Here is a 25,831-nt window from a genome sequence, read left to right on the forward strand (position 1 = left end):
ACTATTCACGGTCTTCCGCGGTCGAACGGCGGCGCATCACGACGAAGAGCCCGAGTCCGGCGGCGAGGACAACAGCGGCGCCGATGCCGATCACGAGGCCCATGGAAGCACCGCTGTCGGAGCTGCCGTCACCGGCGGCCGGCTCGGCCGACCACCAACTCCAGTAGCCGTCCTGACCCCAGAGGTTACCCGCGGCCTCCGGCATCGTCTTGATGGACTTGATCTGGTCGGTACGGTACGCCTCGACGGCGTTCGGATACGCGAGGACATTCATGTAGCCCGTGTCGTACAGCCGGGATTCCATCTGCTTGACCAGGTCGGTCCGCTTGGCGGCGTCGTACTCCGCGGTCTGCTGCGCGTACAGCCCGTCGAACTGCTTGTCGCAGATGAAGTTGTCTGTCGCGCCGGTGTCCTTGGGCGTGGCGGGCAGCGCGGAGCAGGTGTGGATGGAGAGGACGAAGTCCGGGTCCGGGTTGACGGACCAGCCGTCGAACGCCAGGTCGTAGTCGCCCTTGACCCACGGGTCGGAGACATTGTCGAGACAGTCGACCTTGAGCCCGACACCGAGCTTGCCCCACCACTCCTGCAGATATTTGCCGATCGCCTTGTCGTTGGGGTCGGTGGCGTGGCAGAGGATTCGGAAGTCGAGCACCTTCCCGTCCTTGCCGACGCGCTTTCCGCTGCCGTTCTTCTTGTAGCCGGCCTGGTCGAGGAGTGTGGCCGCCTTCGCCGGGTCGTACGCGATCCGCTGGCTCGCGTCCGGTTTCCAGAAGTACGAGTCGAAGCGCGGCGGGATATAGCCCTCGCCCTCCACGGCGTGCCCCTGGAAGACCTTGTCGACGATGGTCCTTCGGTCGGTGGCGTGGAAGAGAGCCTTGCGTACGGCCGGGTCGAGCAGCGCCGTATGGCCGCTGCCGAAGTTCTTGCCGTCCTTCGACCTGGCGCCCGGGTTGGTGGCGAGGGCGAAGAAGCGGCGGCCGGGCGCGTCGTTGACCTTGATGTTGTCGGCGCTCTTGAGGGCGGTGGCCTGGGCGGGCGTGAGGCCCTGGACGAAGGACACCTCGCCCTTCTGCAGTGCGGCGACCGCCGCGTCACCGTCCTTGTAGTACTTGAACACCAGCTCGTCGAACTTGGGCGCCCCGCGCCAGAAGTCCTTGTTGGGCTTGAGCTTGACGAACTGGTCGACCTTGAAATCGGTCACGATGAAGGGGCCGTTGCCGACGATCGGGAACTTCTTGTCGTTGTTGAACTTGGAGAAGTCGCCGACCTTCTCCCAGACATGCTTGGGCACGATCGGGACGTCGAGCGCAGCCATGGTGGCCTGCGGCTTCTTCAGCTCGATGACCAGCGTTGCGGGGTCCGGAGCTGTGACCTTCCTGAAGTTGGCCGTGAAGCTGCCGTTGGCGGTGGCGGCGTTCTCGTCCGTCATCATCTTGTTGAAGGTCCAGGCGGCGTCCTCGGCGGTGGCCTGCTTGCCGTCGGACCACTTGGAGTTCTTCCGGATGGTGTATGTCCACGTCAGCTTGTCCGGGGACGGCTTCCACGCGGTGGCGAGGCCGGGGATCGGATGGGCGTCCTTGACGTCGTAATTCGTCAGGTACTCGTACGCCAGTCGGTGGATGGTGGTGCTGACCAACTTCTGCGCCAGGAACGGACTCAGGGAGTCCACGCTCTGCGAGACGGCGACGGTGAGGACTTTCTTGCCGTTGTCGTCGGCGGCCCCGGCCGAGGGGGTTGCCGAGCCGGCCACCAACAGGGCGGCGGCGCCGGATGCCAGAAGCAGTCGGATGCGGGGTGGAACCTTTGTGGCCATGGGACGGAAACCTCGCGTCATCACTCGCTCGGAGAAGGTGAAGCGAAGGTTTATCAGCGGTGGCGAGTCGCGTCAACGATGCGTCAAACCCCGTGTGGGCTGCGGGAATGTAAAGAGGGCCCGCACCGAGGAGACGGTGCGGGCCCTCATTGGTTCAGACCTCTGTCGCGCTACTGCTGAGGGGCTGGCGGTGCCTGCGGAGGCTGTTGCTGCGGCCATCCGGCGGGCGGTACGGGCCCCTGCAGATCCGGTTGTCCCGGACCACCCGGCTGGCCCTGCGGACCGGGGTGACCCGGCTGGCCGTGGACAGGTGCGGGCGGACTCCCGGGAGCCTGGGCCTGAGAGGGCAGCGACTGCTGCCAGCCCTGTGGCGGATAGGGCTGCTGACCCTGCGGCGGCTGCTGGCCACCGTACGGCGGCTGCGGCTGGCCCTGCGGGTGCGGCTGTTGCGGCGCGTACGGCTGTCCGGGCATGGGCTGTCCGGGGACGGGCTGCCCCGGCGCCTGCTGGTGGCCCGGCATCGGCGGGGCCAGGTGCGGCGGCGGGTTGCCGTCCGCGGTCCACAACCCCTGCTGCTGCTGAGCGCGAACGAAATCCTCAGCGATCAGGGCGGACAGGTTGAAGTACGCCTCACGGGTCTTGGGGCGCATCATGTCGAGGTCGACCTCGGCGCCGGCCGACAGATGCTCGTCGAAGGGCACCACGATCACACCGCGGCAGCGCGTCTGGAAGTGCTGAACGATGTCCTCGACCTTGATCATCTTTCCGGTCTCGCGGACCCCGGAGATGACCGTGAGGGAACGCTGCACCAGCTCGGCATACCCATGGGCGGAAAGCCAGTCCAGAGTCGTCGACGCACTGCTCGCACCGTCCACGGACGGCGTCGAGACTATGATCAACTGATCCGCCAGATCCAGCACTCCGCGCATCGCGCTGTAGAGCAGACCGGTACCGGAGTCGGTCAGGATGACCGGGTACTGCCTGCCCAGTACGTCGATCGCACGCCGGTAGTCCTCGTCGTTGAACGCCGTGGAGACCGCCGGGTCCACGTCGTTGGCGATGATTTCCAGACCGGAGGGCGCCTGCGAGGTGAACCGGCGGATGTCCATGTACGAGTTGAGGTACGGGATCGCCTGGACCAGGTCACGGATGGTGGCCCCGGTCTCGCGCCGCACCCGGCGGCCGAGCGTGCCTGCGTCCGGGTTGGCGTCGATCGCCAGGATCTTGTCCTGCCGCTCGGTGGCCAGGGTCGCGCCCAGAGCGGTCGTCGTCGTGGTCTTGCCCACGCCGCCCTTGAGGCTGATGACCGCGATCCGGTAGCAGGACAGCACCGGCGTACGGATGAGGTCGAGTTTGCGCTGCCGCTCCGCCTCCTCCTTCTTGCCGCCGAGCTTGAAGCGGGCGGCGTTGGAGGGATTGCGGCTGCTCTTGGCCTTCTGCTTGCCCCGGACCAGGCGGTCGGAGGAGAGCTCGACGGCGGCGGTGTACCCGAGCGGGGCGCCGGGCACGGAACGCTCGCGCTGGTCATGGGTGACCGGGGTGGGCCAGGCGGCACCGGTCCGCGGGTCGACGGGCGCGGCGTGCGGCTGCTGAGGAGCCTGCGGCTGGCCCTGCTGCGCGGGCAGATACGGCGTGGCGGGCGCGGGCAGGTTCGGCGTCTGCGACGGTACGGGCGCGTTCGCGGTGGGCCGGCCGGGGTGTCCTGGCTGGGGGAATCCGTAACCGCCGTGCGGGTTCTGTGCGTCGGGGCCCGGGACGGCCGGGGGCAGCGGGGCGGCGGGCGCCGGCTGACCGGGCTGGCCCTGCTGCGGGAACCCGTGGCCGACCTGCACCCTCTGCTGCGGGAACCCGTAACCGCTCTGCTCGCTCTGCTGCGCGGCATGAGGGGGCGTGGCGGGCGCGGGCAGGTTCGGCGTCTGCGGCGGTACGGGCGCGCTCGCGGTGGGCCCGCCGGGGTGTCCTGGCTGCGGGAATCCATAGCCGCCGTGCGGGGCGGGCTGTCCCGGCACCGGCTGACCTGGCTGGGGGAATCCGTAACCGCCGTGCGGGTTCTGTGCGTCGGGGCCCGGGACGGCCGGAGGCAGCGGCGCGGCGGGCGCCGGCTGACCGGGCTGGCCCTGCTGCGGGAATCCGTAACCTCCCTGCTGCTGCTCAGGAGCAGAGGGAACGGACGGAGCTGCCTGGGCGGGCGTCTGCCACGCGGGCGCCGGCTGAGGACCGTGCTGCGTCGACGGCTGAGCCTGCGGCGGGGCGGACTGGTCGTTGGTCTGCGCGGATACGGGCCACTGCGGCGCGGACATCGGTGCGGCCGGCTGGAAGGCGGGCGGCAGCGGCGGCAGTCCGGTGTTCTGTACCGGGGGCGTCGGAGACCAGGGCTGAACGGGCGCGGGCGGAGTGTCCTGGGGTACGGAGTCGGCCGGGGCGGCGTCCTGGGGTACGGAGTCGGCCGGCTCCTCGGCCGGAACCTCCGGGTCCGTCGGGGCGGCCTCGTCACGGGGGGCGGAGTCGTCGCCGTCGGTGTCCTGTGTCCCGGTGCTCACCGAGTCCTCGGTCTCATCCGCGGAGGCGGCCGGGGAAGCGTCGTCAGTGGTCGCAGCGGCCGGAGCCTCGGTCTGGGGTTCGGCTTGGGTGCCGGCTTCGCCCTCGGTGGAATCGTCCGCTGCGCCCTCCGGACCAGACTCAGAACCCGAGCCGGAACCAGAGTCGGACTCGGACTCGGACTCGGACTCGGACTCCTCAGCCTCCTTGGCCGCGGCCCGCTCCTCCATCTCGCGCTTCAGCGCGGCCGGGGAGAACCGCATGGTCGCCCCGCTCTCGATGTCGCCGCCCCCGAAAGGCTGCGGCGCGGGCTCGGCGGCCGCCTCGGCAGCCGGAGCCGGAGCCGACGGCACAGCATCGGGCGTGGGAGCAGGAGCAGGAGCAGGAGCAGGCACCGGGGCAGGAGCCGGAGCAGGCACGGGTGCCTGGACCTGTGCCGGAGGCGGCGGCGTCGGCGCCCAGTTCGGCTCGAAGCCACTGCCTGCGGGCAGCCCGGGCACGGCCACCGGCGCACCGTTGGGCGGCGGGGGAGGAGGGGTGAGCCCCTGTCGGCCCGCACCCCCGCCCGACGTGTCGCCCGACGCGTTCTGCGTGTACCAGGCCGGCGGGGTGTAGTCGATGGTGAACTCACCCGTCAGCTCGGCGGGCTCCGCGTCGGACTGATCATCGACGGGAATGTTCCAGCCCCCGTGGATCTCGTCCCGATCGCCGTTCACTTTGCCTCCTGGTGTGGTCGAGCACCCTTGTGCCGTGGTGGGTGGGGGCGACCTGTTCGTCCGGTCGGCCCGGCTCTCCCCCTGCAGGACGCGGCCGGCATGCCCGCAGGTTCTTCCGTCGCGCCCTGTCCCACCCTAATCGCCAACAACCTCGGTACGGCAGGCCCGACCACCCGTCGGCGGCTGTCCCGTACGTCACGCCCTGCCCCCAAGTGAACTGAGGGCGGCAGAGCGTCAAGAGATCGTTGGGTCAAAATGGTACAACTGCGTACGGACTGATGGCCGCTCAGTCCATTCGGCGAGCGCTGCCCAACAATCCGGTCTCGGCGTCCGTGGCCTGTGTCATGACGAACTGCCGGTCCCGCGCAGTGCACCAGAGCGTGACGCCGTCCGCAAGAGTGGACAGCGCCTCCGTCTCGGGCCGAGGGAGATGCATGATGCGCCCGATCTGCGCGGCCTCGTCCGGCGAGACGCGCTGTATCCCGACCAGACCCGACTTCTCCATCAGGCGCGGTGCCACCGGGCTCAGATACGGCAGCAGCGTCACCACCGACTGCCAGGGCCCCGAGACCACCCGTCCGCGCGGTGGTCGCATCCCGCAGTCCCGCACCACCACGACCGGGCTGCCGGCCGAAGCGCCCTGCGGCGGCACCCGCCCCACATCGTGCAGCGATATGCACTGCTGCCCGCCGCCCGCAGCTTGGGCCAGCGTCGTCCACGCGGGCGCCCGGCCCGTCTCCACGGTGACCCGCGCACCCGTCGCGGCCGCGCGCAGCGCGAGCACCTGCGCCGTCCACAGGCCGCCGATCAGGGTGACGTCGTACGCCGTGGGGCGGTTGATGCCGAGCACCGCGGGCTTGCTCTCGGCGTCGACGCCGATGACCACTCCGTCGTCGCCGACCGGCAGCGCGAGCGAGGACAGCTGGTCCACCGACAGCGCATGCCGGTCCCGGCGAGGTCCGATCAGTCCGAAGCCGATACGAGGCTTGGCGGCAGGCACAGACATCAGCGGGCTCCCCCGAGCGGCAGTGTGGCGAGCATGCCGGGCAGTTGCTCACGGTCGAGCCGCACCAGCCCGGTCTTGACCCCGCGGGCGGCGCGCTCCAGTTCATGGCGCGCGGCCACCAGTTCCTCGTCGCTGCGCCCGGTGATGCGGACATGCCCGCTGACCGTCACGCCCTGCCGGTCGCCGTGCCCCAGCGTGAGGCTGAAGGTGGTGGCCAGCGCGGGAATGGAGGTGAGCAGGGCGACGAGCTGCGGCATGGGGGCCCCGCCGCCGCCGAGTTGGGGCCAGCGGCTCACCCAGTAGGTGGTGTGGCGGCGGTCGTCGACGCGCCAGGTGCGCGAGGTTTCCTGGGTGCGCGGCGCGGGCGTCTCCGCCCGGCTCGCCTGTGCGATGGCCATCGGGCTGGCGCAGGAAGAGGTGGCGATGGCCGCCGTCAGCTCTTCCTCGGTCAGCACGGTGGCCCGGAATCCGGCGCCGGTCAGCCGGCTCGCCAGCTGGTCGGCAGTCCGCACCAGGCACTTCTGCGCGCCCTCGAGACCGCCGCCGCGCGCCGCCACCGCTTCCGGGCAGAGTTCAGGGTCGAGCTTGAGCGCGATCCAGGTGATCCGTATCGCGGGCGACCCGGTCTGGGCCTGCAGCGGTGCGTAGTTGCGTGCGGCGACCGACTGCTGCGGCAGATGCGGTGCGGGCGCGGGCTGGGTGTGCTGGACGATCTGTGCCGACTCCAGCCGGATGCCGTCGACGTCGAGTACATCGCGCAGCAGAGTCATCGGCAGCGGCCTGGCGGTACGGTCGCAGCGCAGGGCCGTGGCGTCCGACTCGACCTGCAGCAGGGCCGTCAGGAAGGTCCCGTCGCCGATCATGCCCACCGGCCGTCGGTCGCGGTCGCTGTAGGTGTACGTCCGCAGGGCGGGGTCGCACTCGACGACGGGCGCGAGCCCCGGTTCCGTATCGGACGGGAGTACCAGCGATGCGGCCCTGCGCCTGCGCGCCCGGAGCGCGAAGACGGTGGCTAGCCACTCGGGCATCGAGCGCCGGTGTCTGCGCAGCAGGGCCAGCAGCACCAGCAGCGCGGCCGCCACAAAGGCGGGAACCAGCATCAGCGGATCGATCGCCCAGGCCAAAAGGAGCAGCGCAGCGGCGATCTCGATCAGTACGAGTTGTTGCAGTCGGAACGAACCGAAGTGCCCGGGTCGTGCCTTGAGTCGGGGTGCCGCCGGTCCCTGGGACGGCGCGGTGGGCCGTACCGAGGCCTGCCCGTGGGGTGCCGGCCGCACCCGCGTCGCGGAAGCCATTAATCCGCCACCCCCCAGTTCATTAGGCCCCAATTCATCCCGATCACCCCTGTCCGGCCCTGCGTAGCAAGGCTCCTGGCGGCTGGATCACCCTACCCGCCCCACAAGCACCGTCGATCAACAGGCATAGTAGGGGGCCGGTCCGACAACCAGGGCCCGGGGACCGTGCTCACCACAAGGCCCCCGCGGGGAGATCAGTGCCTTCTTTACCAATGGGGACTCATGGCATCACGGCGGGATGAGCTCAACGCGTACACCTTTGCGAAGAAGCGCACGGTGGCGGCATTCCTCCAACCCTCCACCACAGGTACGGAGGAGGGGGCGCCGCGCCCCATGCGTGCCGTCATACCCAGCGTCATCGTCGGTGCGCTGATTCTGGCGGGGTTCGGGGCCTTCGGTATGTTCAAGCCCAAGGCTCCCAAGGACTGGGCGAAGCCCTTCACCAATGTGATCGTCGGCAAGGACTCCACCACGCGCTACGTGGTGCTCACCACCGGCACGGGCAAGAACAAGAAGGTCCTCCTCCACCCCGTACTGAACCTCGCGTCCGCCCGACTGCTGCTCACCCCCCAGCAGTTCAAGGTGATCCAGGTCAGCGACGACATCCTGGACTCGGGCAAACCCCCGCGCGGGCCGATCCTCGGTATCCCCTACGCGCCCGACCGGCTGCCCAGCGCCAAGGAGGCCGCCGAGTCCAAGCGCTGGGCGGTCTGCGAGCAGCCCGGTGGCGGCAAGGGCAACACCGTGCAGAAGGCGACCTTCGTCCTGGGCGAGCGCGATCTGAAGCGGACCGAGGGCGAGCAGCGCCTCAGCGGCGGCCAAGTCCTGTACGTCAAGGGCCAGAACGGGCTGCGCTACCTCGTGGACGCCGGCGGCACCAAGTACTTGGTCCGCGGCAGCCAGTCCGATGCCGGGATCCTCACCCGCGCCCTCGTCGGCAGCAAGCAGCCGCAGTCCGTCACCGACGACTGGCTGGCGACGCTGCACGACGGCACCCCGGTCGACTTTCCCGTCATCCCCGGCCAGGTCGGCGTGAGCGCCGGTATCGGCGGCGGGCTGACGGGCGAGCAGGACAAGGTCGGCATGGTCCTGGAGGCGCAGACCGGCTCCGGGCCACAGCAGTACGTCGTGCTGCCCGGCAAGGTCCAGCCGGTCTCCGGCTTCACCGCCTGGCTGCTCATCAACTCCCCGCAGACCGACACGCTCAATATGCGCGGCGAGGCGGTCGGCGTCGACGCGGCGTCGATCGCCCCGGAAAGCGACTTCTTCGCCGCCCAGAACCGCTGGCCCTCGCTCAGGTCGAAGCAGGTCAACTCCGCGGGCGGCGACCGCGACACCGTCTGCAGCGTGTTGCGCAAGGTCGATGAGAAGGGCCGTACGACCTTGTCCACCTGGGCCGGCTCCGAGTACCCGGCGGAGATCACCGCAGGCGGCACCAGCACCTATGTCACCCCCGGAACCGGCCTTCTCTACACGCAGGTCCAGGGCAAGCAGACCAAGCCCGACGGCTCGCTGTTCCTGGTGACCGACACCGGACTGCGGTACGCCGTCCAGGCGAACGGCGACAGCGACGCGGACCGCTCCGACATCGGCACGGGCGACCAGGAGAAGCAGCAGGACGGCCGCCCCGAGCCCAGCCAGGCGCAGATCCGGCTCGGCTACGAGAAGGTCACTCCGACCCTTGTGCCGATCAACTGGTCGGAGTTCCTGTCCAAGGGGCCCCGGCTCGACACCAACAGCGCGCGTCAGCCGCAGGGTTCGTAGAGGAGTGCGACCGATGCTGCACCTGCGCAGGAAGACCGTTCTGCTGACCGCCGCGGCGGCGCTGACGGGTCTGTCGGCGGTGTCCCCGGCCGCATATGCCGATGAAGCCCCGCACCCGCTGGGCATCAACGGCAGCGGTGAGTGCACCTTCCCGATGAAGAGGCAGATCGAGGGGATCCCCTGGCCGCTCCAGCGGGTGCTGCTCGACGAGCTGTGGCAGGACACCAGGGGCAAGGGCGTCCGGGTCGCGGTCATCGACACCGGCGTGGACAACGACAACGTCCAGCTCAAGTCTGCCGTCGACGCCTCCGCGGGCAAGGACTTCCTCAAGCCCGACAAGGACAGCTCGAGCGACGACAAGCGCGGCAAGACCGATGGCACGGTCGACGACGTCGGCCACGGCACCAAGGTCGCCGGGATCATCGCCGCGCGCCCCCGCAAGGGCACAGGCTTCGTGGGACTCGCGCCCGAGGCCACCATCATCCCGATCCGCCAGAACGACGAGAAGAACAGCGGCAACGACAAGACGATGGCCACGGCGATCGAGCACGCCATCACCAAGGGCGCCGACGTCATCAACATCTCTCAGGACACGACGAAGCCGCTCTCGCTCGACTCGGCCCTCAACAAGGCGATACAGCGGGCGATCCAGAAGAAGATCGTCGTGGTCGCCTCCGCCGGCAACGACGGTATGAACGGCAAGCTGAAGGACACCTACCCCGCCGCGTTCCCGGGCGTTCTCGCCGTGGCCTCCTCCGACCGCAACAACGAACGGGCGGTCTTCTCGCAGGCGGGCGGCTTCGTCGGCATCGCCGCCCCGGGAGTCGACGTCGTCTCCACCGTCCCCGGAAACGGGCAGTGCGTCGACAACGGCACCAGTTTCTCCGCGCCGTACGTCGCCGGGGTCGCGGCGCTGCTGAAGGCCAAGTACCCCGAGTGGACCGTGCCGCAGATCATCGCGCAGATCGAGCAGACCGCCGAGCGCAGCATCAACGGCAAGGACAGCTTCGTCGGTTGGGGCGTGATCGACCCGGTGCGCGCCCTCAGCGGCGACGGCGGCCCGATCGACGCACCGCACGCCGACCCCGGCCCGCCGAAGCCGCCCGCGCCGGAGGCGGCGCATCTGGCGATGACCGAGACGGCTCAGGAACGCAAGGAGCGGTACGCAACCTACGCGTTGGGCATTGGCGTCGTACTGGTGGCAGTGGTCGCCGGGGCGGCAACGGTCATCCGGGACACCCGGCGCAGAAGGGCCCAGTGAGCCAAGTCTCCTTACGGGACTTTGCAGTTGGAACCGTCGTACCAAGTGGATAGAGTGACGGTAGGACTCAGTGAGGACTGTGTCCGGCACGGGGGCGGCATCCAATCGGCTTCCGTCTACAGCGCCGTCGTAGGAAGAAGGGGCACAGATGTCGGGTAAAGACCTGAAGGTAACCAGTAGCGATATTGGGGATCTCTCCGGCAAGATCCAGCACTTCGAGACCACGCTGGGTGAGCGCATCCGCGACCTCAACCGCGTGGTCGACCTCATTCAGGGTGGCTGGAAGGGTGCGGCGAGCGCGCAGTACGACATCACGCAGGCCGAGCTGAACAAGAAGCTTTCGAGCGTGAAGCGTGACCTGGAGAACCTCCAGAACCTGGTGAAGATGAGCGCCGACGGCTTCGACGAGCAGGAGCGGGAGCGCATGTCGTCGTTCGCCAAGATGGAAAACGCTCACACCAAGGCCAACGAGAGCGCCATTCTCGGCATGTGAGTGCCGTCCGCACCGTTCGCTGAACTTCGCCACCAGGAGTAAAGAATGACCATGCAAGTCAACTACGACACAGTGACGCAGGCGGCAAGCGACACCACGAAGACCGCCTCGGACCTGACGGAACAGCTCACCACCCTCATGACCCACGTGAGGAACGTCGCGGGCGGCTGGGACGGTGAGGCCAAGGAGGCCTACGTCGCGATCCAGTCGCAGCTCACCGCCGACATGGACGGACTGACCACGGACCTGCACACGATCGCGCGCCTGCTCCGCGAGTCCGTCGTCGGCTACCAGGACACGGACAAGGGCAACGCCGCTCGCTTCCGCATGATGATGTGACGAGCTCTGCTCCACAGACAGAGGGGTTGCCCGCCTGAGCGGGCAACCCCTCCGTCGTATCCGTCGTACGGCCGTCTACTTGAGGTCGAACTCGCCGTCGCGCGCGCCGAGCACGAACGCGCGCCACTCGGCCTCCGTGTACCGCAGCACCGTCTCGGGCTCCAGCGAGGAGCGCATCGCGACCGCTCCGCCGGGCAGATGCGCGATCTCGACGCGCTCCTCGTCCTTCGCCGTGCCGGGCGCGCTGAGCCACTCCACGCCGGAGATGTCGAGGGCGTACAGCTCTTCCTTCTGGCGTTCCTTCTCGCTTGCGTCAGCCATCGGCGCGGTCCCTCCCAGGTGCGATGAACGAGGTGCGTGACCACACTACTTGGTGCGTTCCGACAGCCTTGACGGCTGCCGGAACGTGTGCTGCGAGGGACTAGTGATCCGCCAGCCAGCCCACCTGGACCAGTGGTGCGCCCCGCTTGCGGGACACGAAGGTGCCACGTCCCGGCGGCATCGGACGCGCCCGGACATTGCCGAGGATGTCTCCCTCGCCCGGGTCGCCGGAGAGGATGACGCCCTGCGCGCCCAGCTCCTTGATCCGTTGCATGAACGACTCGTACATCGACCGTGAAGCTCCCGCCGCGCTGCGCGCGATGATGAAGCGGATGCCGACATCACGCGCGAAGGGCAGATTCTCCACCAGCACCGACAGCGGATTGACGGAGTTGGTGGCGACCAGCTCGTAGTCGTCGACGATGACGAAGAGCTGCGGCCCCGTCCACCAGCTGCGGTCGCGCAGCTGCTGCGGAGTGATGTCCGGCTTCGGCGCACGCTTGCCCATCACCGTGTTGATCGCGTCCATGTGCATTTCCATCGCGGACGTCATCGGCGCGTACTCCAGCAGATGCGAGGCCGGTACGGCCTCCAGCATCGTGCGCCGGTAGTCGCCGACCACGATCCGCGCCTGCTCCGGGGTGTAACGCTCGGAGATCTGCTTGGCAATCAGCCGCAGCAGTGCCGTCTTCCCGGACTCGCTCTCGCCGAAGATCAGGAAGAACGGGTCGCTCTCGAAGTCGACGAACACCGGCTCCAGGTTCGTCTCGTCGATGCCGATCGCGATGCCGTGCTGCGGATACTCGAAGCCCTTGGGCAGCTGCTCGGCGGGCAGCCGGCGCGGCAGCAGCCGGACGGTCGGCGCCGCAGGCCCCGCCCAGTTCCCTTTGACCGCCTGCACGAAGGCGGCCGAGCCCTCCGACAGATCACCGGAGCTGCTGATCGAGTCGATACGCGGCAGAGCCGTCATGAAGTGCAGCTTCTCCGGGACCTGGCCACGGCCCGGCACGCCGGCCGGAACGTTTGCCGCGACCTTGCGGTCGAACTCCGAGTCCATGACGTCACCGAGCCGCAGCTCCAGCCGTCCCAGCATCTGGTCCTTGAGCGCCGCACGCACCTCCATATAGCGGGCGGCGGTGATGATGACATGGATGCCGTAGCCCAGACCGCGGGCCGTGAGATCCGCGACGACCGGCTCCAGCATCTCGTAGTCGTTCTTGAAGCCGCCCCAGCCGTCGATGACCAGGAAGACATCTCCCCAGGCCTCGCCGGGCAGTTCCCCGGCGGCGCGCTTGCGCCGGTAGGTGGCGATGGAATCGATGCTGTTGGCGCGGAAGAACTCCTCACGCCGGTTGAGTACGCCCATCACCTCCGCGACCGCACGGCGCACCCGCTCCGGGTCGAGGCGCGAGGCGACACCGCCGACGTGCGGCAGGTCGGAGAGCGAGGACAGACCGCCACCGCCGAAGTCCAGGGCGTAGAACTGCACTTCGGCCGGGGTGTGGGTGAGCGCGAACGACGAGATCAGCGTCCGCATCAGCGTCGACTTGCCGGACTGCGGGCCGCCGACGACCATCATGTGGCCCGCCGCTCCCGAGAAGTCCCGGTACAGCACCTCGCGGCGCTGCTCGAAGGGCTTGTCGATCAGGCCGAGCGGGACGGTGAGACCGCCAGGACGCGTGTACTCGGTCGCGGTGAGACCGCGGTCCGCGGTCGGCGCGAGACCGGGCAGCAGCTGGTCCAGCGTGGGCGCCTGGTCCAGCGGCGGCAGCCACACCTGGTGGGCGGGCACACCCTGACCCTCCAGCTTGCGCACGATCACATCGAGCACCGTGTCGGCGAGCGCCTCGTCCTCGGCGGCGTTGGCGGCGGCCATCGCGGCCGGGTCGGGTGCCGCGTACACGACCGGTACCTCGGTCGCGGTGAACACCGCGGGCCGCCGATCGATGGGCAGGTGGCCCACCGACAGATCCGGGCCACCGGTGCGGTACGTACCGGAGACGTACGCCGCCTTGAAGCGGGTCATCTCGTCCGTACCGAACTTCAGATAACCGGAACCGGGCACCGACGGCAGGTGGTACGCGTCGGGCACACCCAGTGCCGTGCGCGACTCGGCCGCCGAGAAGGTCCGCAGACCGATCCGGTACGAGAGATAGGTGTCGAGGCCGCGCAGCTTGCCCTCCTCCAGGCGCTGCGAGGCGAGCAGCAGATGCACACCCAGCGAACGGCCGATACGGCCGATCTGAATGAACATGTCGATGAAGTCGGGCTTGGCGGTGAGAAGTTCGGAGAACTCGTCGATGACCAGGACGAGCGAGGCGAGCGGCTCCAGCGGGGCACCCGCGGCGCGTGCCTTCTCGTAGTCGTGGATGTTGGCGTAGTTGCCCGCCGAGCGCAGCAGCTCCTGCCTGCGCTGCAACTCACCGCGGATCGCGTCACCCATGCGGTCGACCAGCGTGAGGTCGTCAGCCAGGTTGGTGATCACGGCCGCGACGTGCGGCATCTGCGACATTCCGGTGAAGGTCGCGCCACCCTTGAAGTCCGCGAGGACGAAGTTCAGCGTCTCCGACGTATGCGTGACCGCGAGACCGAGCACCAGGGTGCGCAGCAGCTCCGACTTACCGGAACCGGTGGCGCCGATGCACAGACCGTGCGGGCCCATGCCCTCCTGCGCGGCCTCCTTGAGGTCCAGCATCACCGGCTGGCCGTCCTCGCCGACACCGATCGGCACCCGAAGCCGCTCGGCCACCGACCGCGGCCGCCAGGTGCGGGCCACATCGATGGACCCGGCGTCGCCCAGATTCAGCAGATCGGTGAAGTCCAGGTTGGCGAGCAGCGGTTCGTCGTCGTCGCCACCGCCCATCCGCAGCGGCGCGAGCTGACGTGAGAGGGCCTCGGCGGCCGGCAGCGAAATCCCGTCCGGCACACCCTCGTACGCGACCCGTGAGCCGGACTCGAGACGCAGCCGCCCGGGCCGTACGACCACCGAAAGACCGCCGCGGGGCTCGTCCAGATCACCGGAGACGACTTCGACGATGGTCACGCCCTGCAGGCCCTCGGCCGCCGCGAACAGCGAGTCCGGCGGCACCATCCCGCCGTCCAGTACGACGATGATGTGCGGCTGGTCCAGGACCGGCTGGTTCTCCCGGCTGAACCGCGACCGCCCGTCGAGGCGGCTGTGGAGCAGCTGCTCCAGCTCACCGAGGTCGTCGCCGAACAGCCGCTTCGTACCGGCGCCGTCCACCTGGCCGGGCACCTGCGTATGCGGCAGCCACTTCGTCCAGTCCCAGCGCGCGACCGCCCCCGGCGCCGCCACCACCGCGACCATCAGGTCCTCCGGGGAGTGCAGCGTCACCAGCTGGGAGACCAGCGCCCGCGCCGCGGACTGCGCCGACTCCGGCTCGCCGGAGACCGTCACGTGGTAGAAAGCGCGGATCGAGACCGCCATCGGCAGCCCGTCCAACGAGCCGTGCACCGCCAGGAATTGCTGCATCGCACCGGCCGACAGCGGCTCCAGCTCGTCCACCGGCGCGGTGTCGGGCGCTATGAGCGGTGTGGCCAGCTGCTGCGCGCCGAGACCGACGCGCACCTGCCCGAAGTCGTTGTCGCCCACGCGCCGTTCCCAGACCCGTGAGCCCTCGGCCACCACGGACCAGAGCTGTTCGGGGGCGGGGTGGAGATAGAGCTGCGCGTCACGCTGCTTGCGTGCGGTCTTGCGCACCGTGCGCCGCGTCTGCGCGAGGTATTTGAGGTAGTCGCGGCGGACATCTGCCATTTGCCCCTGCGTACCTTTGCGGAACCTGACGATCTGGGCGACGACCATCCCCACGGTCGAGACCAGCATCATCACACCCATGATGCGCATGAACGGGGGCGCCTGCGGCGAGAAGAAGAAGACCACCGATGAGCCCATGCCGAGGACCGGCAGGATCTGCATCAGCATGCCCTCCTGCTGACCCCGCGGCAGCTCCGGCGGAGCCTCCAGAGCCAGCTCCTCCGCGGGCACTTCAGGCGGCAGCGACCTCGGCGGGCGTTTCACGACGATCTGGCTCACCGGAGCATCAATCCCTCGATACGGACGGAAGACGGACGGGCTGATTCCGCGCCGGCGCCCCCGTGACTGCCTCTGCTGCGGACTTCCCTCCGCGCGACGGTGATCCTACTTGCAGACCCTTGTCATGTGTCCCGGTAGGGTGGCGCGCGCACCGTGCGCAACCGCGAATCAGCGCGAACCAGGGGGTCCAGACAGTGAGTACGACCGCAGCGACCGGCTTCTGCCGCGTCACCGTCGTGGCGCCGGACAGCCGAATCGATGTTGCCCTCCCCGAGGACATCGCAGTCGCCGACGTCTACCCGGAAATCCTGCGCCTGACCGGCCAGACGCAGGCCCCGGGGGCCCCGACCGGCTACCACTTGGTACGCCGCGACGGCACCGTACTCGACGGCGCCCGCACGCTCGCGGCCCAACAGGTGCTGGACGGCGAGGTCTTGAGCCTGCGTCCCTTCGCCGAGTCACTGCCGCCCGCCGTCTTCGACGATGTCTCCGACGCCGTCGCCTCCGCGGTCACCCGCGACCGCCATCTGTGGAGCGACGACCTGCTGCGCGGTGCCGGCCTCGTCGGCGGTGTCCTGCTGCTGGTCCTGATGGGCTTCGTGCTCTGGTTCGCCGACCCGGTCCGCCACGACATGCACAGCCTGCCGGGCATCATCGCGGGCGCGGGCGGACTGCTGCTCACCGCCTTCGCGGGCGTACGGGCCAGGGTGTACTCGGACCGTGCCACCGCCGTCGCCCTCGGGCTCGGCGCGCTGCCGCTGCTGCTCATCGCGGGCTCCGGAATCATCGGTCCCGACGCCGGTGACGGCCCCGGCCGCCTGCAGTTCCTGCTCGGCTGCGTGACCGTGCTGGTCGCCGCCGTCGCCCTGGTCGCGCTCACCCCCAGCGGCGACGCCCCCTTCGTCGCGGCCACCTTCCTGGGCGCCACCGGCACCCTCGCGACCTTCCTGATGATCCTCGCCGAGTCCTCCGCCACCGAGACGGCCGCCGCCGTCGCCCCGGTCGCCATCGGCCTTGTCGCCTTCCTGCCCGGCCTCTCCGCCCGCTTCGCCCGGCTGCCCATCGGCTACGCGTCACCGCGCAGCGCGGCCGAGGGATACGACGACGCCTTCGCCGACCCCAATGAGATGCCCGAGGCCCAGCCCGTCGACGCCGAGCGGATAGCGGCCCAGGCCCGCCGCGGCCACGAGATGCTGCTCGGCCTGGTCGGCGGCTGCGCCGCTGTCGTCGTCGGCTGCGCCGCCGTACTCGGCTTCTCCAGCAGCATCTGGGGCCAGGTCCTCGCGCTGGCCGCCGGTCTCGCGATGCTGCTGCGCGCCCGGCTCTTCCGCTACACCTCGCAGGTCGCCTGCACCCTGGTGGCCGGCATCGCCGCCGTGGCGCTGCTGATCCTCGGACTCTCCCTGAACCCGCCCGTCGACCTGGTCAAGGATCTCCTGATGTACGGGGACCGAGGGGGCCTGGACATCCGTACGATCTGGCTCACCGCCGCCGTCGCCGCCGGCGCGGCCGTGATCACCGCGATCGGCCTGGTCATCCCGAGGAAGGGCCTCTCGCCCTTCTGGGGCCGGCTGCTCGACCTCACCGAGGGTCTGGTGCTGCTCTCGCTGGTCCCGCTCTGCCTCGCCGTACTCGACGTCTACAGCGCGGCCCGCTCGCTGACCGGCTGACAGCACCCGCCGGAAGCGCCGCCGCGGGCTGGTACGCTGTGTGACGGCCGTTTGTGTACGCGACCTCCGGAGATTCCTCGAGAAACTCTGCGGTCTGCGCTCATCGGACCTTCGCCTCCGAGTCACGGAAGCTCCCCTGAGATCAAGACCAGGGGCACTCGTGGGCGCATCGAACACCAAAAGAGGAGTACCGAGTGTCTCTCGACGCCGCTACGAAGAAGCAGATCATGACCGAGTTCGGCACCAAGGAGGGCGACACCGGCTCCCCCGAGGTCCAGGTTGCGATGCTCTCCCGCCGTATCTCGGACCTGACCGAGCACCTCAAGACGCACAAGCACGACCACCACTCCCGCCGTGGTCTGCTGATCCTGGTCGGCCAGCGCCGCCGTCTGCTGCAGTACCTGGCCAAGAAGGACATCCAGCGCTTCCGTGCGCTCGTCGACCGCCTCGGCATCCGCCGTGGTGCGGCCGGCGGCGCCAAGTAAGACGTTGGTGGAGGGAGCGGTTCCCACTCTTAGGGGGCCGCTCCCTTTGCTGTACGTGCGCGACCTGCCGGACGCCAATTAGTCTGGATCGCGTAGAGCAGAACTGAACGAGCGAGAAGCCGTCTCCCCGCCGCCGGTCCTCGGTAGTGGCCCCCGGAGAACAACACCCCGGGAGCTTCGATCGAAGACCGGCCCGCAGAACGAGAGCTTCTCCGCCACGTCCTCCGCCACACGGGCGAGGGGACGAAGACGAGGAGAAAACGCTAGTGGAGAACGAGACCCACTACGCCGAGGCCGTTATTGACAACGGAACCTTCGGCACCCGCACCATCCGCTTCGAGACGGGCCGCCTGGCCAAGCAGGCCGCCGGTTCCGCCGTGGCGTACCTGGACGACGACACCATGGTGCTGTCGGCCACCACCGCTTCCAAGAAGCCCAAGGACCAGCTCGACTTCTTCCCCCTGACGGTGGACGTCGAGGAGCGGATGTACGCAGCCGGCAAGATTCCCGGCTCCTTCTTCCGTCGTGAGGGCCGGCCCTCCGAGGACGCGATCCTCACCTGCCGCCTGATCGACCGCCCGCTGCGCCCCTCTTTCAAGAAGGGCCTGCGCAACGAGATCCAGATCGTCGAGACGATCATGGCGCTCAACCCCGACCACCTGTACGACGTGGTCGCGATCAACGCCGCCTCCTGCTCCACGCAGCTGGCCGGCCTGCCCTTCTCCGGCCCGATCGGCGGCACCCGTGTCGCCCTGATCAAGGGCCAGTGGGTCGCCTTCCCGACGCACACCGAGCTCGAGGACGCCGTCTTCGACATGGTGGTCGCCGGTCGCGTCCTCGAGGACGGCGACGTCGCGATCATGATGGTCGAGGCCGAGGCCACCCCGAAGACCATCGAGCTCGTCAAGGGCGGCGCCGAGGCGCCGACCGAGGAGATCGTCGCCGCCGGCCTCGAGGCCGCGAAGCCCTTCATCAAGGCGCTCTGCAAGGCCCAGTCGGAACTCGCCGCCAAGGCCGCCAAGCCCACCGGCGAGTTCCCGGTCTTCCTCGACTACCAGGACGACGTCCTGGAGGCGCTGACCGCCGCCGTCAAGAGCGAGCTCACGCAGGCGCTCACCATCGCCGGCAAGCAGGAGCGCGAGGCCGAGCTCGACCGCATCAAGGAGATCGCCGCCGAGAAGCTGCTCCCGCAGTTCGAGGGCCGCGAGAAGGAGATCTCCGGTGCCTACCGGGCGCTGACCAAGAAGCTGGTCCGCGAGCGCGTCATCAAGGACAAGGTCCGTATCGACGGCCGTGGCGTCACGGACATCCGTACGCTCGCCGCCGAGGTCGAGGCCATCCCGCGCGTGCACGGTTCGGCGCTGTTCGAGCGTGGCGAGACCCAGATCCTGGGCGTCACCACCCTCAACATGCTCCGTATGGAGCAGCAGCTGGACACCCTTTCGCCGGTGACCCGCAAGCGCTACATGCACAACTACAACTTCCCGCCGTACTCCGTCGGTGAGACCGGCCGCGTCGGTTCGCCGAAGCGCCGCGAGATCGGCCACGGTGCGCTCGCCGAGCGCGCCATCGTGCCGGTGCTGCCGACGCGCGAGGAGTTCCCGTACGCCATCCGCCAGGTCTCCGAGGCGCTGGGCTCCAACGGCTCGACGTCCATGGGCTCTGTCTGCGCCTCCACCATGTCGCTGATGAACGCCGGTGTGCCCCTCAAGGCCCCGGTCGCCGGTATCGCCATGGGCCTGATCTCCGAGGAGATCGACGGCAAGACGCACTACGTCGCCCTCACCGACATCCTCGGTGCGGAGGACGCCTTCGGTGACATGGACTTCAAGGTCGCCGGTACGAAGACCTTCGTCACCGCGCTCCAGCTCGACACCAAGCTCGACGGCATCCCCGCCTCGGTCCTGGCCGCCGCGCTGAAGCAGGCCCGCGACGCCCGCCTCCACATCCTCGATGTGATGAACGAGGCCATCGACGTCCCGGACGAGATGTCCCCGAACGCCCCGCGGATCATCACCGTCAAGATCCCGGTGGACAAGATCGGTGAGGTCATCGGCCCCAAGGGCAAGATGATCAACCAGATCCAGGAGGACACCGGCGCCGACATCACGATCGAGGACGACGGCACCATCTACATCGGTGCCCAGCAGGGCTCGCAGGCCGAGGCCGCCCGCGCCACGATCAACGCGATCGCCAACCCGACCATGCCGGAGGTCGGCGAGCGCTACCTGGGTACGGTCGTCAAGACCACCACCTTCGGTGCGTTCGTCTCCCTCATGCCGGGCAAGGACGGCCTGCTGCACATCTCGCAGATCCGCAAGCTCGCCGGTGGCAAGCGTGTGGAGAACGTCGAGGACGTCGTCGCGGTCGGCTCCAAGGTCCAGGTCGAGATCGCCGAGATCGACTCCCGCGGCAAGCTCTCCCTGATCCCCGTGATCGAGGTCGAGGACGCCGAAGACAAGAAGGACGACACCGACAAGTGACGTCGCGTAGTTCCCGTGTGACGGCCCGCACCTCCTCGGAGGCGCGGGCCGTCGCCCGTACCCAAACGCTTCTCAAGGGCGAGAACGGCATCGGCACGGTCCGCCGCACCGTCCTCCCCGGCGGCCTGCGCGTCGTCACCGAGACCCTGCCGTCCGTGCGCTCCGCCACCTTCGGGATCTGGGCGAACGTCGGCTCCCGAGACGAGACGCCGTCGCTGGGCGGCGCCACGCACTACCTCGAGCACCTCCTGTTCAAGGGCACGCACAAGCGCTCCGCCCTCGACATCTCCTCGGCGATCGACGCGGTCGGCGGCGAGATGAACGCCTTCACGGCGAAGGAGTACACCTGCTACTACGCACGGGTGCTCGACACCGACCTGCCGCTCGCCATCGACGTGGTCTGCGACATGCTCACCGGCTCGCTGATCCAGCAGGAGGACGTCGACGCCGAGCGCGGCGTCATCCTCGAGGAGATCGCGATGACCGAGGACGACCCGGGCGACTGTGTGCACGACCTGTTCGCGCACACCATGTTCGGGGACACCCCTCTCGGCCGCCCGGTCCTCGGCACCGTCGACACCGTCAACGCGCTCACCGCGGACCGCGTCCGCCGCTTCTACAAGAAGCACTACGACCCGACCCACCTGGTCGTGGCCGCCGCGGGCAACATCGACCACGCCACGGTCGTACGCCAGGTGCGCAACGCCTTCGAGAAGGCCGGCGCCCTGTCCCGTACGGACGCGGCCCCCACCCCGCCCCGCGACGGGCACCGCTCCCTGCGCACCGCCGGACGCGTCGAACTGCTCGGTCGCAAGACCGAGCAGGCCCATGTGGTCCTCGGCATGCCGGGCCTGGCCCGCACCGACGACCGCCGCTGGGCGCTGGGAGTACTGAACACGGCCCTCGGCGGCGGCATGTCGTCCCGCCTCTTCCAGGAGGTACGGGAGAAGCGCGGCCTCGCCTACAGCGTGTACTCGTACACCTCGGGCTTCGCCGACACCGGACTCTTCGGCGTCTACGCAGGCTGCCGGCCCAGCCAGGTCCACGACGTGCTCAAGATCTGCCGCGACGAGCTCGACCGGGTCGCTTCGGACAGTCTGTCGGACGAGGAGATCGGCCGCGCCGTCGGCCAGCTCTCAGGCTCGACAGTGCTCGGCCTCGAGGACACGGGCGCCCTGATGAACCGTATCGGCAAGAGCGAGCTGTGCTGGGGTTCGCAGATGTCGGTCGACGACATGCTCGCGCAGATAGCCGCCGTCACCCCGGACGAGGTGCGGGCGGTGGCGCGCGAGATCCTGGGACAGCGCCCATCGTTGTCGGTGATCGGTCCGCTCAAGGACAAGCAGGCGGACCGACTCGACGAAGCGGTCTCCTAACGTTAGGGAAAGAGAGCAATGAGCAAGCTGCGCGTGGCCGTTCTCGGCGCCAAGGGCCGTATCGGCTCGGAAGCGGTACGAGCCGTCGAGGCCGCCGACGACATGGAACTGGTCGCGGAACTCGGCCGGGGCGACAAGCTGGAAGCCCTGGTGGAGTCCGGCGCCCAGGTCGTGGTCGAACTGACCACCCCGGCCTCCGTGATGGGCAATCTCGACTTCTGCGTACGCCACGGCATTCACGCGGTCGTCGGCACCACCGGCTGGACCGACGAACGCCTCGCGCAGCTGAACACCTCGCTCGCCGCATCGCCGGAGACCGGCGTGCTCATCGCGCCGAACTTCTCCATCGGAGCGGTCCTCACCATGAAGTTCGCGCAGCAGGCAGCGCGTTACTTCGAGTCTGTCGAGGTCGTCGAGCTGCACCACCCGAACAAGGCCGACGCCCCGAGTGGCACCGCCACCCGCACCGCCCAGCTCATCGCGGCGGCCCGTGCCGAGGCGGGCTGTGCACCGCAGCCCGACGCGACCGTCACCGCGCTGGACGGCGCCCGCGGCGCGGACGTCGACGGCGTCCCCGTGCACGCCATCCGGCTTCGCGGACTCCTCGCCCACCAGGAAGTACTGCTCGGCGGCGAGGGCGAGACGCTGACCATCCGACACGATTCCCTGCATCACAGCAGCTTCATGCCGGGCATCCTGCTCGGCGTCCGCCGCGTGGTGTCCACCCCAGGCCTCACCTTCGGCCTGGAAAACTTCCTCGACCTCGGCTGACGGCCATGGGTGGAAAGATCACGTACTTCTTCCTCGCCACGGTGCTGGTCATCGTCTTCGGCGTGGTGGCGCTGGAAGGTGTACTGCTCATGCTGACCGGTGAGCCGGCTGCCATGGGGATGGGCGCGGTGGCTTTCCTGCTGCCGTGCGTCGGTGTCTGGTTCCTCCGGCACAACACCCGCTTCGCGCGCAGTGCCCATCGGCTGGCCCGTGAGCTGGAGGCCGAAGGCGGCCTGCCGGCCGATGAGCCGAGGCATACGCCCGGCGGCCGTATCGACCGGGACTCCGCGGACGCCGTGTTCGCCGAGCGCCGCGCAGAGACCGAGGATTCACCGGACGACTGGCGCTGCTGGTTCCGCCTCGCTGTCGCCTACCACGACGCCCGGGACACCCCGCGCGCCCGGAAGGCGATGCAGCGCGCGATCACACTGCACGACGGCGTCCCGCAGAAGTAGGCCCTCCCTGCGCAAAGTCGGCCCCGCCCGGGGTTGCGGCGCGGGGGGCCGGGAGCGGAGCCCGCCAGTCAGGACGGGCGGTACTCGGACCCCCAGGCCTCGACGGTGTCAGCCGCCCGGTCGAACGCCTCGGCGCGCGACAGGAAGTCAGCGTTGTGGTCGGTGAACAGCGGCAGCGGCTCGCCGCCCTGTCCCACGACGACGAGCGCCTGGCCCTGCACCGTGCGCGGCAGCCCGAGCCAGCGCACCGGCTGCTGCACCGTACGTACCGCGGAAGCACGGTTCCAGGGCACCGTGGTGGTCGAGAAGAAGCCCACGCGCCGCACCCCGTGCCTGCTGACCCAGACGCCCGCGCGCAGCAGCCGCAGCGCGGCGGCGATCAGCGCCAGCCCCACTCCCAGGCACAGTCCCGCTCCCGGCAGCGCACCGGCGAACGCGATGATCATCGCCGCGATGAGCACGAACGAGGCGAGCAGCAGCAGCAACGCCGCCGAGGCGACCCGCCAGGGGCCCGGACGGTACGGACGCCGCCAGTGGTCGTGATCGTCGAAGGGCAGCGCGACGTCGTCGGTGTTCGCGGCGTCTGTGCCAAATGCACGGTCGGCTGTCAGAAAGGGCAGGGGCACGACTGATCCTCACTCACCAGCACACTCGATTGGGCTGTGCCGGTGAGGCTACCGAGGAGCCCCCCGACCGACCACTCCAGGGGGTCCGTACGAGTCAGCGCCCGTCGGCCGCCTGGGAGTGCTGCGAATGCACCGGCGCCCGGCCGGATTCCAGCGCGGGAAGGCCGAAGAGCAGCGAGCCGGCCAGCCCGCAGGCGATCGTCAGCCCGACCAGGGTACGGCCCGCGAGCTGCGAGACGCTGGCGCGTTCGCGGGGCGGGGGAGCGACGTTACTGCGGAAGCGATCGGCCTCGGCGACGAATGCGAAAGGGACGGCCTCTCGCCGGCGGAACATCAGGGCACTCTCCTTGGATACGTAAGACGGAACGCTGCTATTGGTACAGACGAGCCGCAGACCGGATCGGTGCCGGATTTCGCCGAAACAGCTGAAGATTGCCCCTGCGCAAGGTGGTCTAGAGTGGGCGCCGCCCGAGCGAAGACGTTGGAAGGACCCTGTCGGTGACCGACACCCCCGCCGAGACCGTCACACCCAGTTTCCGCAGCGATGTCACCGTCGAACTGGTGAAGCACACCGCCGGCGACTCCGACGTGCTCTGGGCCGCCCGAGTCTCCACGGCGGGTGAGCAGTCTCTGGAGGAGTTGCAGAAGGACCCGGAGCGCTCCAAAGGACTGATCAACTACCTGATGCGGGACCGTCACGGCAGCCCCTTCGAGCACAACTCGATGACCTTCTTCATCAGCGCCCCGATCTTCGTCTTCCGTGAGTTCATGCGGCACCGCGTGGGCTGGTCGTACAACGAGGAGTCCGGCCGCTACCGCGAGCTGCAGCCGGTCTTCTACGTCCCGGGCGCGGACCGCAAGCTGGTCCAGGAGGGCCGCCCCGGCAAGTACGTCTTCGTCGAAGGCACAGCGGACCAGCAGAAGATCGTGACCGAGTCCATGGAGGACTCGTACCGCCGGTCGTACGAGACGTATCAGGAGATGCTGGCCGCAGGCGTCGCCCGCGAGGTCGCCCGTGCGGTCCTCCCGGTCGGCCTGTTCTCCTCGATGTACGCGACCTGCAATGCCCGTTCGCTGATGCACTTCCTCGGCCTGCGCACCCAGCACGAGCTGGCGACGGTCCCGTCCTTCCCGCAGCGGGAGATCGAGATGGTCGGCGAGAAGATGGAAGCCCACTGGGCGAAGCTCATGCCGCTCACCTATGCGGCCTTCAACGCCAACGGTCGCATCGCTCCATAGGGCACAGACGTACGGTCGGCTGGCGAAGTGTCCGTATTGCGGCGTTTCGAGAATGTCATCTAGGCTGATCAAACGGACCCGGCACTGCTTGAACCCCCGAGCAGGCAGTGCCGGGCTCCGCTTGTCACGTTCTACGTCACGTCCCCCGAGGGGACACTGCGTACTGAGCAGCGAGTAGCGTGTTACCCATGGCTCCGATCTCCACTCCGCAGACCCCGTTCGGGCGGGTCCTCACCGCTATGGTCACGCCCTTCACGGCGGACGGCGCACTTGACCTCGCCGGTGCCCAGCGACTTGCCACCCATCTGGTGGACGCAGGCAACGACGGCCTGATCATCAACGGCACCACTGGTGAGTCGCCGACCACCAGCGATGCGGAGAAAGACCAGCTCGTACGGGCTGTACTGGAAGCGGTCGGAGACCGTGCCCATGTCGTGGCCGGTGTCGGCACCAACGACACCCGTCACAGCATCGAACTCGCCCGTACCGCCGAGCGCTCCGGCGCGCACGGCCTGTTGGCTGTGACGCCGTACTACAACAAGCCACCGCAGGAGGGCCTGCTCCGGCACTTCTCGGCCATTGCGGATGCCACGGAACTGCCCGTGATGCTCTACGACATCCCCGGCCGAAGCGGCGTCCCGATCGACACCGAAACGCTCGTGCGCCTCGCCGAGCATCCACGTATTGTCGCCAACAAGGACGCCAAGGGTGACCTGGGCCGCGCCAGCTGGGCCATCGCCCGCAGCGGTCTCGCCTGGTACTCCGGCGACGACATGCTCAACCTCCCGCTGCTCTCGGTCGGCGCGATCGGCTTTGTCTCCGTCGTCGGTCACGTCGTCACCCCGGAGCTTCGTGCCCTCCTCGACGCCTACCTCAACGGTGACGTCCAGAAGGCCACCGAGATCCACCAGCAGCTGCTCCCGGTGTTCACGGGCATGTTCCGTACGCAGGGGGTCATCACGACCAAGGCGGCACTGACCCTCCAGGGCCTGCCGGCCGGACCGCTCCGGCTCCCCCTGGTGGAGCTCTCCCCGGAGGAGACCGCGCAGCTCAAGATCGACCTCGCGGCCGGTGGGGTACAGCTCTAGACACAGACTTCACAACTGAATAAGCGAAACCCGACCGA

At 69.0% G+C, this 25,831-nt stretch carries 20 protein-coding genes; 12 read left to right on the forward strand and 8 right to left on the reverse strand.

The genetic code is table 11. The features are described 5' to 3' along the window. Window position 1 precedes the first annotated feature (1 nt). The 4 genes from OG966_RS29540 to eccE form a co-directional block, all read right to left on the reverse strand. The gene (locus OG966_RS29540; RefSeq protein ID WP_326652971.1) at window positions 2–1,813 is read right to left on the reverse strand and encodes an ABC transporter substrate-binding protein; all 1,812 of its coding nucleotides are present in this window, start codon (window positions 1,811–1,813) and stop codon (window positions 2–4) included. Between the two features lie 170 nt (window positions 1,814–1,983). Continuing rightward, complete coding sequence (locus OG966_RS29545; protein WP_326652972.1) at window positions 1,984–5,067, reverse strand: SCO5717 family growth-regulating ATPase; 3,084 nt, start codon at window positions 5,065–5,067, stop codon at window positions 1,984–1,986. Window positions 5,068–5,353: 286 nt separating this feature from the next. After that, entirely contained in the window at window positions 5,354–6,073 is a 720-nt protein-coding gene (locus OG966_RS29550; protein ID WP_326652973.1) for a hypothetical protein, read from the reverse strand. Beyond that, entirely contained in the window at window positions 6,073–7,368 is a 1,296-nt protein-coding gene (eccE, locus tag OG966_RS29555) for a type VII secretion protein EccE (protein WP_326652974.1), read from the reverse strand. The genes OG966_RS29550 and eccE overlap by 1 nt, the downstream gene beginning before the upstream one ends. A 222-nt stretch (window positions 7,369–7,590) precedes the next feature. Here eccE and eccB point away from each other — a divergent pair, with 222 nt between their 5' ends. The 4 genes from eccB to OG966_RS29575 all read left to right on the forward strand — a co-directional run bounded on the left by eccB (window position 7,591) and on the right by OG966_RS29575 (window position 11,225). Beyond that, on the forward strand, window positions 7,591–9,132 hold the full coding sequence (eccB, locus tag OG966_RS29560) for a type VII secretion protein EccB (RefSeq protein WP_326652975.1): 1,542 nt from the start codon (window positions 7,591–7,593) through the stop codon (window positions 9,130–9,132). A gap of 13 nt (window positions 9,133–9,145) precedes the next feature. Then, on the forward strand, window positions 9,146–10,393 hold the full coding sequence (gene mycP, locus OG966_RS29565) for a type VII secretion-associated serine protease mycosin (protein WP_326652976.1): 1,248 nt from the start codon (window positions 9,146–9,148) through the stop codon (window positions 10,391–10,393). 148 nt (window positions 10,394–10,541) lie between these two features. Further along, window positions 10,542–10,886: a WXG100 family type VII secretion target gene (locus OG966_RS29570; RefSeq protein WP_326652977.1), complete on the forward strand. Its 345-nt coding sequence runs from the start codon at window positions 10,542–10,544 to the stop codon at window positions 10,884–10,886. Window positions 10,887–10,931: 45 nt separating this feature from the next. Beyond that, complete coding sequence (locus OG966_RS29575) at window positions 10,932–11,225, forward strand: WXG100 family type VII secretion target (RefSeq protein ID WP_326652979.1); 294 nt, start codon at window positions 10,932–10,934, stop codon at window positions 11,223–11,225. A 75-nt stretch (window positions 11,226–11,300) separates the two neighbouring features. On the opposite strand, the gene OG966_RS29580 is transcribed toward OG966_RS29575, so the two are convergent. Beyond that, entirely contained in the window at window positions 11,301–11,546 is a 246-nt protein-coding gene (locus OG966_RS29580; RefSeq protein ID WP_326652980.1) for a DUF397 domain-containing protein, read from the reverse strand. A 100-nt stretch (window positions 11,547–11,646) separates the two neighbouring features. Then, window positions 11,647–15,600 (reverse strand): type VII secretion protein EccCa, encoded by a 3,954-nt coding sequence (gene eccCa / locus OG966_RS29585; RefSeq protein WP_326652982.1) that lies wholly within the window; start codon window positions 15,598–15,600, stop codon window positions 11,647–11,649. 194 nt (window positions 15,601–15,794) lie between these two features. Between eccCa and eccD the strand changes: the two genes are divergently transcribed. The 6 genes from eccD (at window position 15,795) to OG966_RS29615 (ending at window position 22,840) form a co-directional block, all read left to right on the forward strand. After that, window positions 15,795–17,270 carry a type VII secretion integral membrane protein EccD gene (gene eccD / locus OG966_RS29590; protein WP_326652984.1) on the forward strand — a complete coding sequence of 492 codons (1,476 nt, stop codon included), beginning with the start codon at window positions 15,795–15,797 and terminating at the stop codon, window positions 17,268–17,270. Window positions 17,271–17,464: 194 nt separating this feature from the next. Continuing rightward, window positions 17,465–17,755, forward strand: a complete 291-nt coding sequence (rpsO, locus tag OG966_RS29595; RefSeq protein WP_093600212.1) for a 30S ribosomal protein S15 — start codon at window positions 17,465–17,467, stop codon at window positions 17,753–17,755. A gap of 266 nt (window positions 17,756–18,021) precedes the next feature. Next, window positions 18,022–20,238 carry a polyribonucleotide nucleotidyltransferase gene (locus tag OG966_RS29600; RefSeq protein WP_326652987.1) on the forward strand — a complete coding sequence of 739 codons (2,217 nt, stop codon included), beginning with the start codon at window positions 18,022–18,024 and terminating at the stop codon, window positions 20,236–20,238. After that, window positions 20,235–21,614 (forward strand): M16 family metallopeptidase, encoded by a 1,380-nt coding sequence (locus OG966_RS29605; protein WP_326652988.1) that lies wholly within the window; start codon window positions 20,235–20,237, stop codon window positions 21,612–21,614. Before OG966_RS29600 ends, OG966_RS29605 begins: the two co-directional genes overlap by 4 nt. Window positions 21,615–21,632: 18 nt before the next feature. Then, window positions 21,633–22,385 carry a 4-hydroxy-tetrahydrodipicolinate reductase gene (gene dapB / locus OG966_RS29610; protein ID WP_326652989.1) on the forward strand — a complete coding sequence of 251 codons (753 nt, stop codon included), beginning with the start codon at window positions 21,633–21,635 and terminating at the stop codon, window positions 22,383–22,385. Window positions 22,386–22,390: 5 nt separating this feature from the next. Further along, the gene (locus OG966_RS29615) at window positions 22,391–22,840 is read left to right on the forward strand and encodes a hypothetical protein (protein WP_326652990.1); all 450 of its coding nucleotides are present in this window, start codon (window positions 22,391–22,393) and stop codon (window positions 22,838–22,840) included. 68 nt (window positions 22,841–22,908) lie between these two features. On the opposite strand, the gene OG966_RS29620 is transcribed toward OG966_RS29615, so the two are convergent. Together OG966_RS29620 and OG966_RS29625 are read right to left on the reverse strand one after the other, a co-directional pair. Beyond that, on the reverse strand, window positions 22,909–23,466 hold the full coding sequence (locus OG966_RS29620; protein ID WP_326652992.1) for a hypothetical protein: 558 nt from the start codon (window positions 23,464–23,466) through the stop codon (window positions 22,909–22,911). Between the two features lie 94 nt (window positions 23,467–23,560). Then, entirely contained in the window at window positions 23,561–23,800 is a 240-nt protein-coding gene (locus tag OG966_RS29625; RefSeq protein WP_326652993.1) for a hypothetical protein, read from the reverse strand. A 164-nt stretch (window positions 23,801–23,964) separates the two neighbouring features. Here OG966_RS29625 and thyX point away from each other — a divergent pair, with 164 nt between their 5' ends. Together thyX and dapA are read left to right on the forward strand one after the other, a co-directional pair. Beyond that, window positions 23,965–24,705, forward strand: a complete 741-nt coding sequence (gene thyX / locus OG966_RS29630) for an FAD-dependent thymidylate synthase (RefSeq protein ID WP_326652994.1) — start codon at window positions 23,965–23,967, stop codon at window positions 24,703–24,705. A 188-nt stretch (window positions 24,706–24,893) separates the two neighbouring features. Beyond that, window positions 24,894–25,793 carry a 4-hydroxy-tetrahydrodipicolinate synthase gene (dapA, locus tag OG966_RS29635; RefSeq protein ID WP_326652995.1) on the forward strand — a complete coding sequence of 300 codons (900 nt, stop codon included), beginning with the start codon at window positions 24,894–24,896 and terminating at the stop codon, window positions 25,791–25,793. The last annotated feature ends 38 nt before the right edge of the window (window positions 25,794–25,831 follow it).

The organism is Streptomyces sp. NBC_01750 (assembly GCF_035918095.1).
In the GTDB taxonomy this organism is placed as follows: domain Bacteria; phylum Actinomycetota; class Actinomycetes; order Streptomycetales; family Streptomycetaceae; genus Streptomyces.

Coding starts and splice junctions, on each gene's coding strand:
- OG966_RS29540 (WP_326652971.1), bottom strand. CDS start 1,813: ATGGCCACAAAGGTTCCACCCCGCATCCGACTGCTTCTGGCATCCGGC.
- OG966_RS29550 (WP_326652973.1), bottom strand. CDS start 6,073: ATGTCTGTGCCTGCCGCCAAGCCTCGTATCGGCTTCGGACTGATCGGA.
- eccE (WP_326652974.1), bottom strand. CDS start 7,368: ATGGCTTCCGCGACGCGGGTGCGGCCGGCACCCCACGGGCAGGCCTCG.
- eccB (WP_326652975.1), top strand. CDS start 7,591: ATGGCATCACGGCGGGATGAGCTCAACGCGTACACCTTTGCGAAGAAG.
- mycP (WP_326652976.1), top strand. CDS start 9,146: ATGCTGCACCTGCGCAGGAAGACCGTTCTGCTGACCGCCGCGGCGGCG.
- OG966_RS29570 (WP_326652977.1), top strand. CDS start 10,542: ATGTCGGGTAAAGACCTGAAGGTAACCAGTAGCGATATTGGGGATCTC.
- OG966_RS29575 (WP_326652979.1), top strand. CDS start 10,932: ATGACCATGCAAGTCAACTACGACACAGTGACGCAGGCGGCAAGCGAC.
- OG966_RS29580 (WP_326652980.1), bottom strand. CDS start 11,546: ATGGCTGACGCAAGCGAGAAGGAACGCCAGAAGGAAGAGCTGTACGCC.
- dapB (WP_326652989.1), top strand. CDS start 21,633: ATGAGCAAGCTGCGCGTGGCCGTTCTCGGCGCCAAGGGCCGTATCGGC.
- OG966_RS29615 (WP_326652990.1), top strand. CDS start 22,391: ATGGGTGGAAAGATCACGTACTTCTTCCTCGCCACGGTGCTGGTCATC.
- OG966_RS29625 (WP_326652993.1), bottom strand. CDS start 23,800: ATGTTCCGCCGGCGAGAGGCCGTCCCTTTCGCATTCGTCGCCGAGGCC.
- dapA (WP_326652995.1), top strand. CDS start 24,894: ATGGCTCCGATCTCCACTCCGCAGACCCCGTTCGGGCGGGTCCTCACC.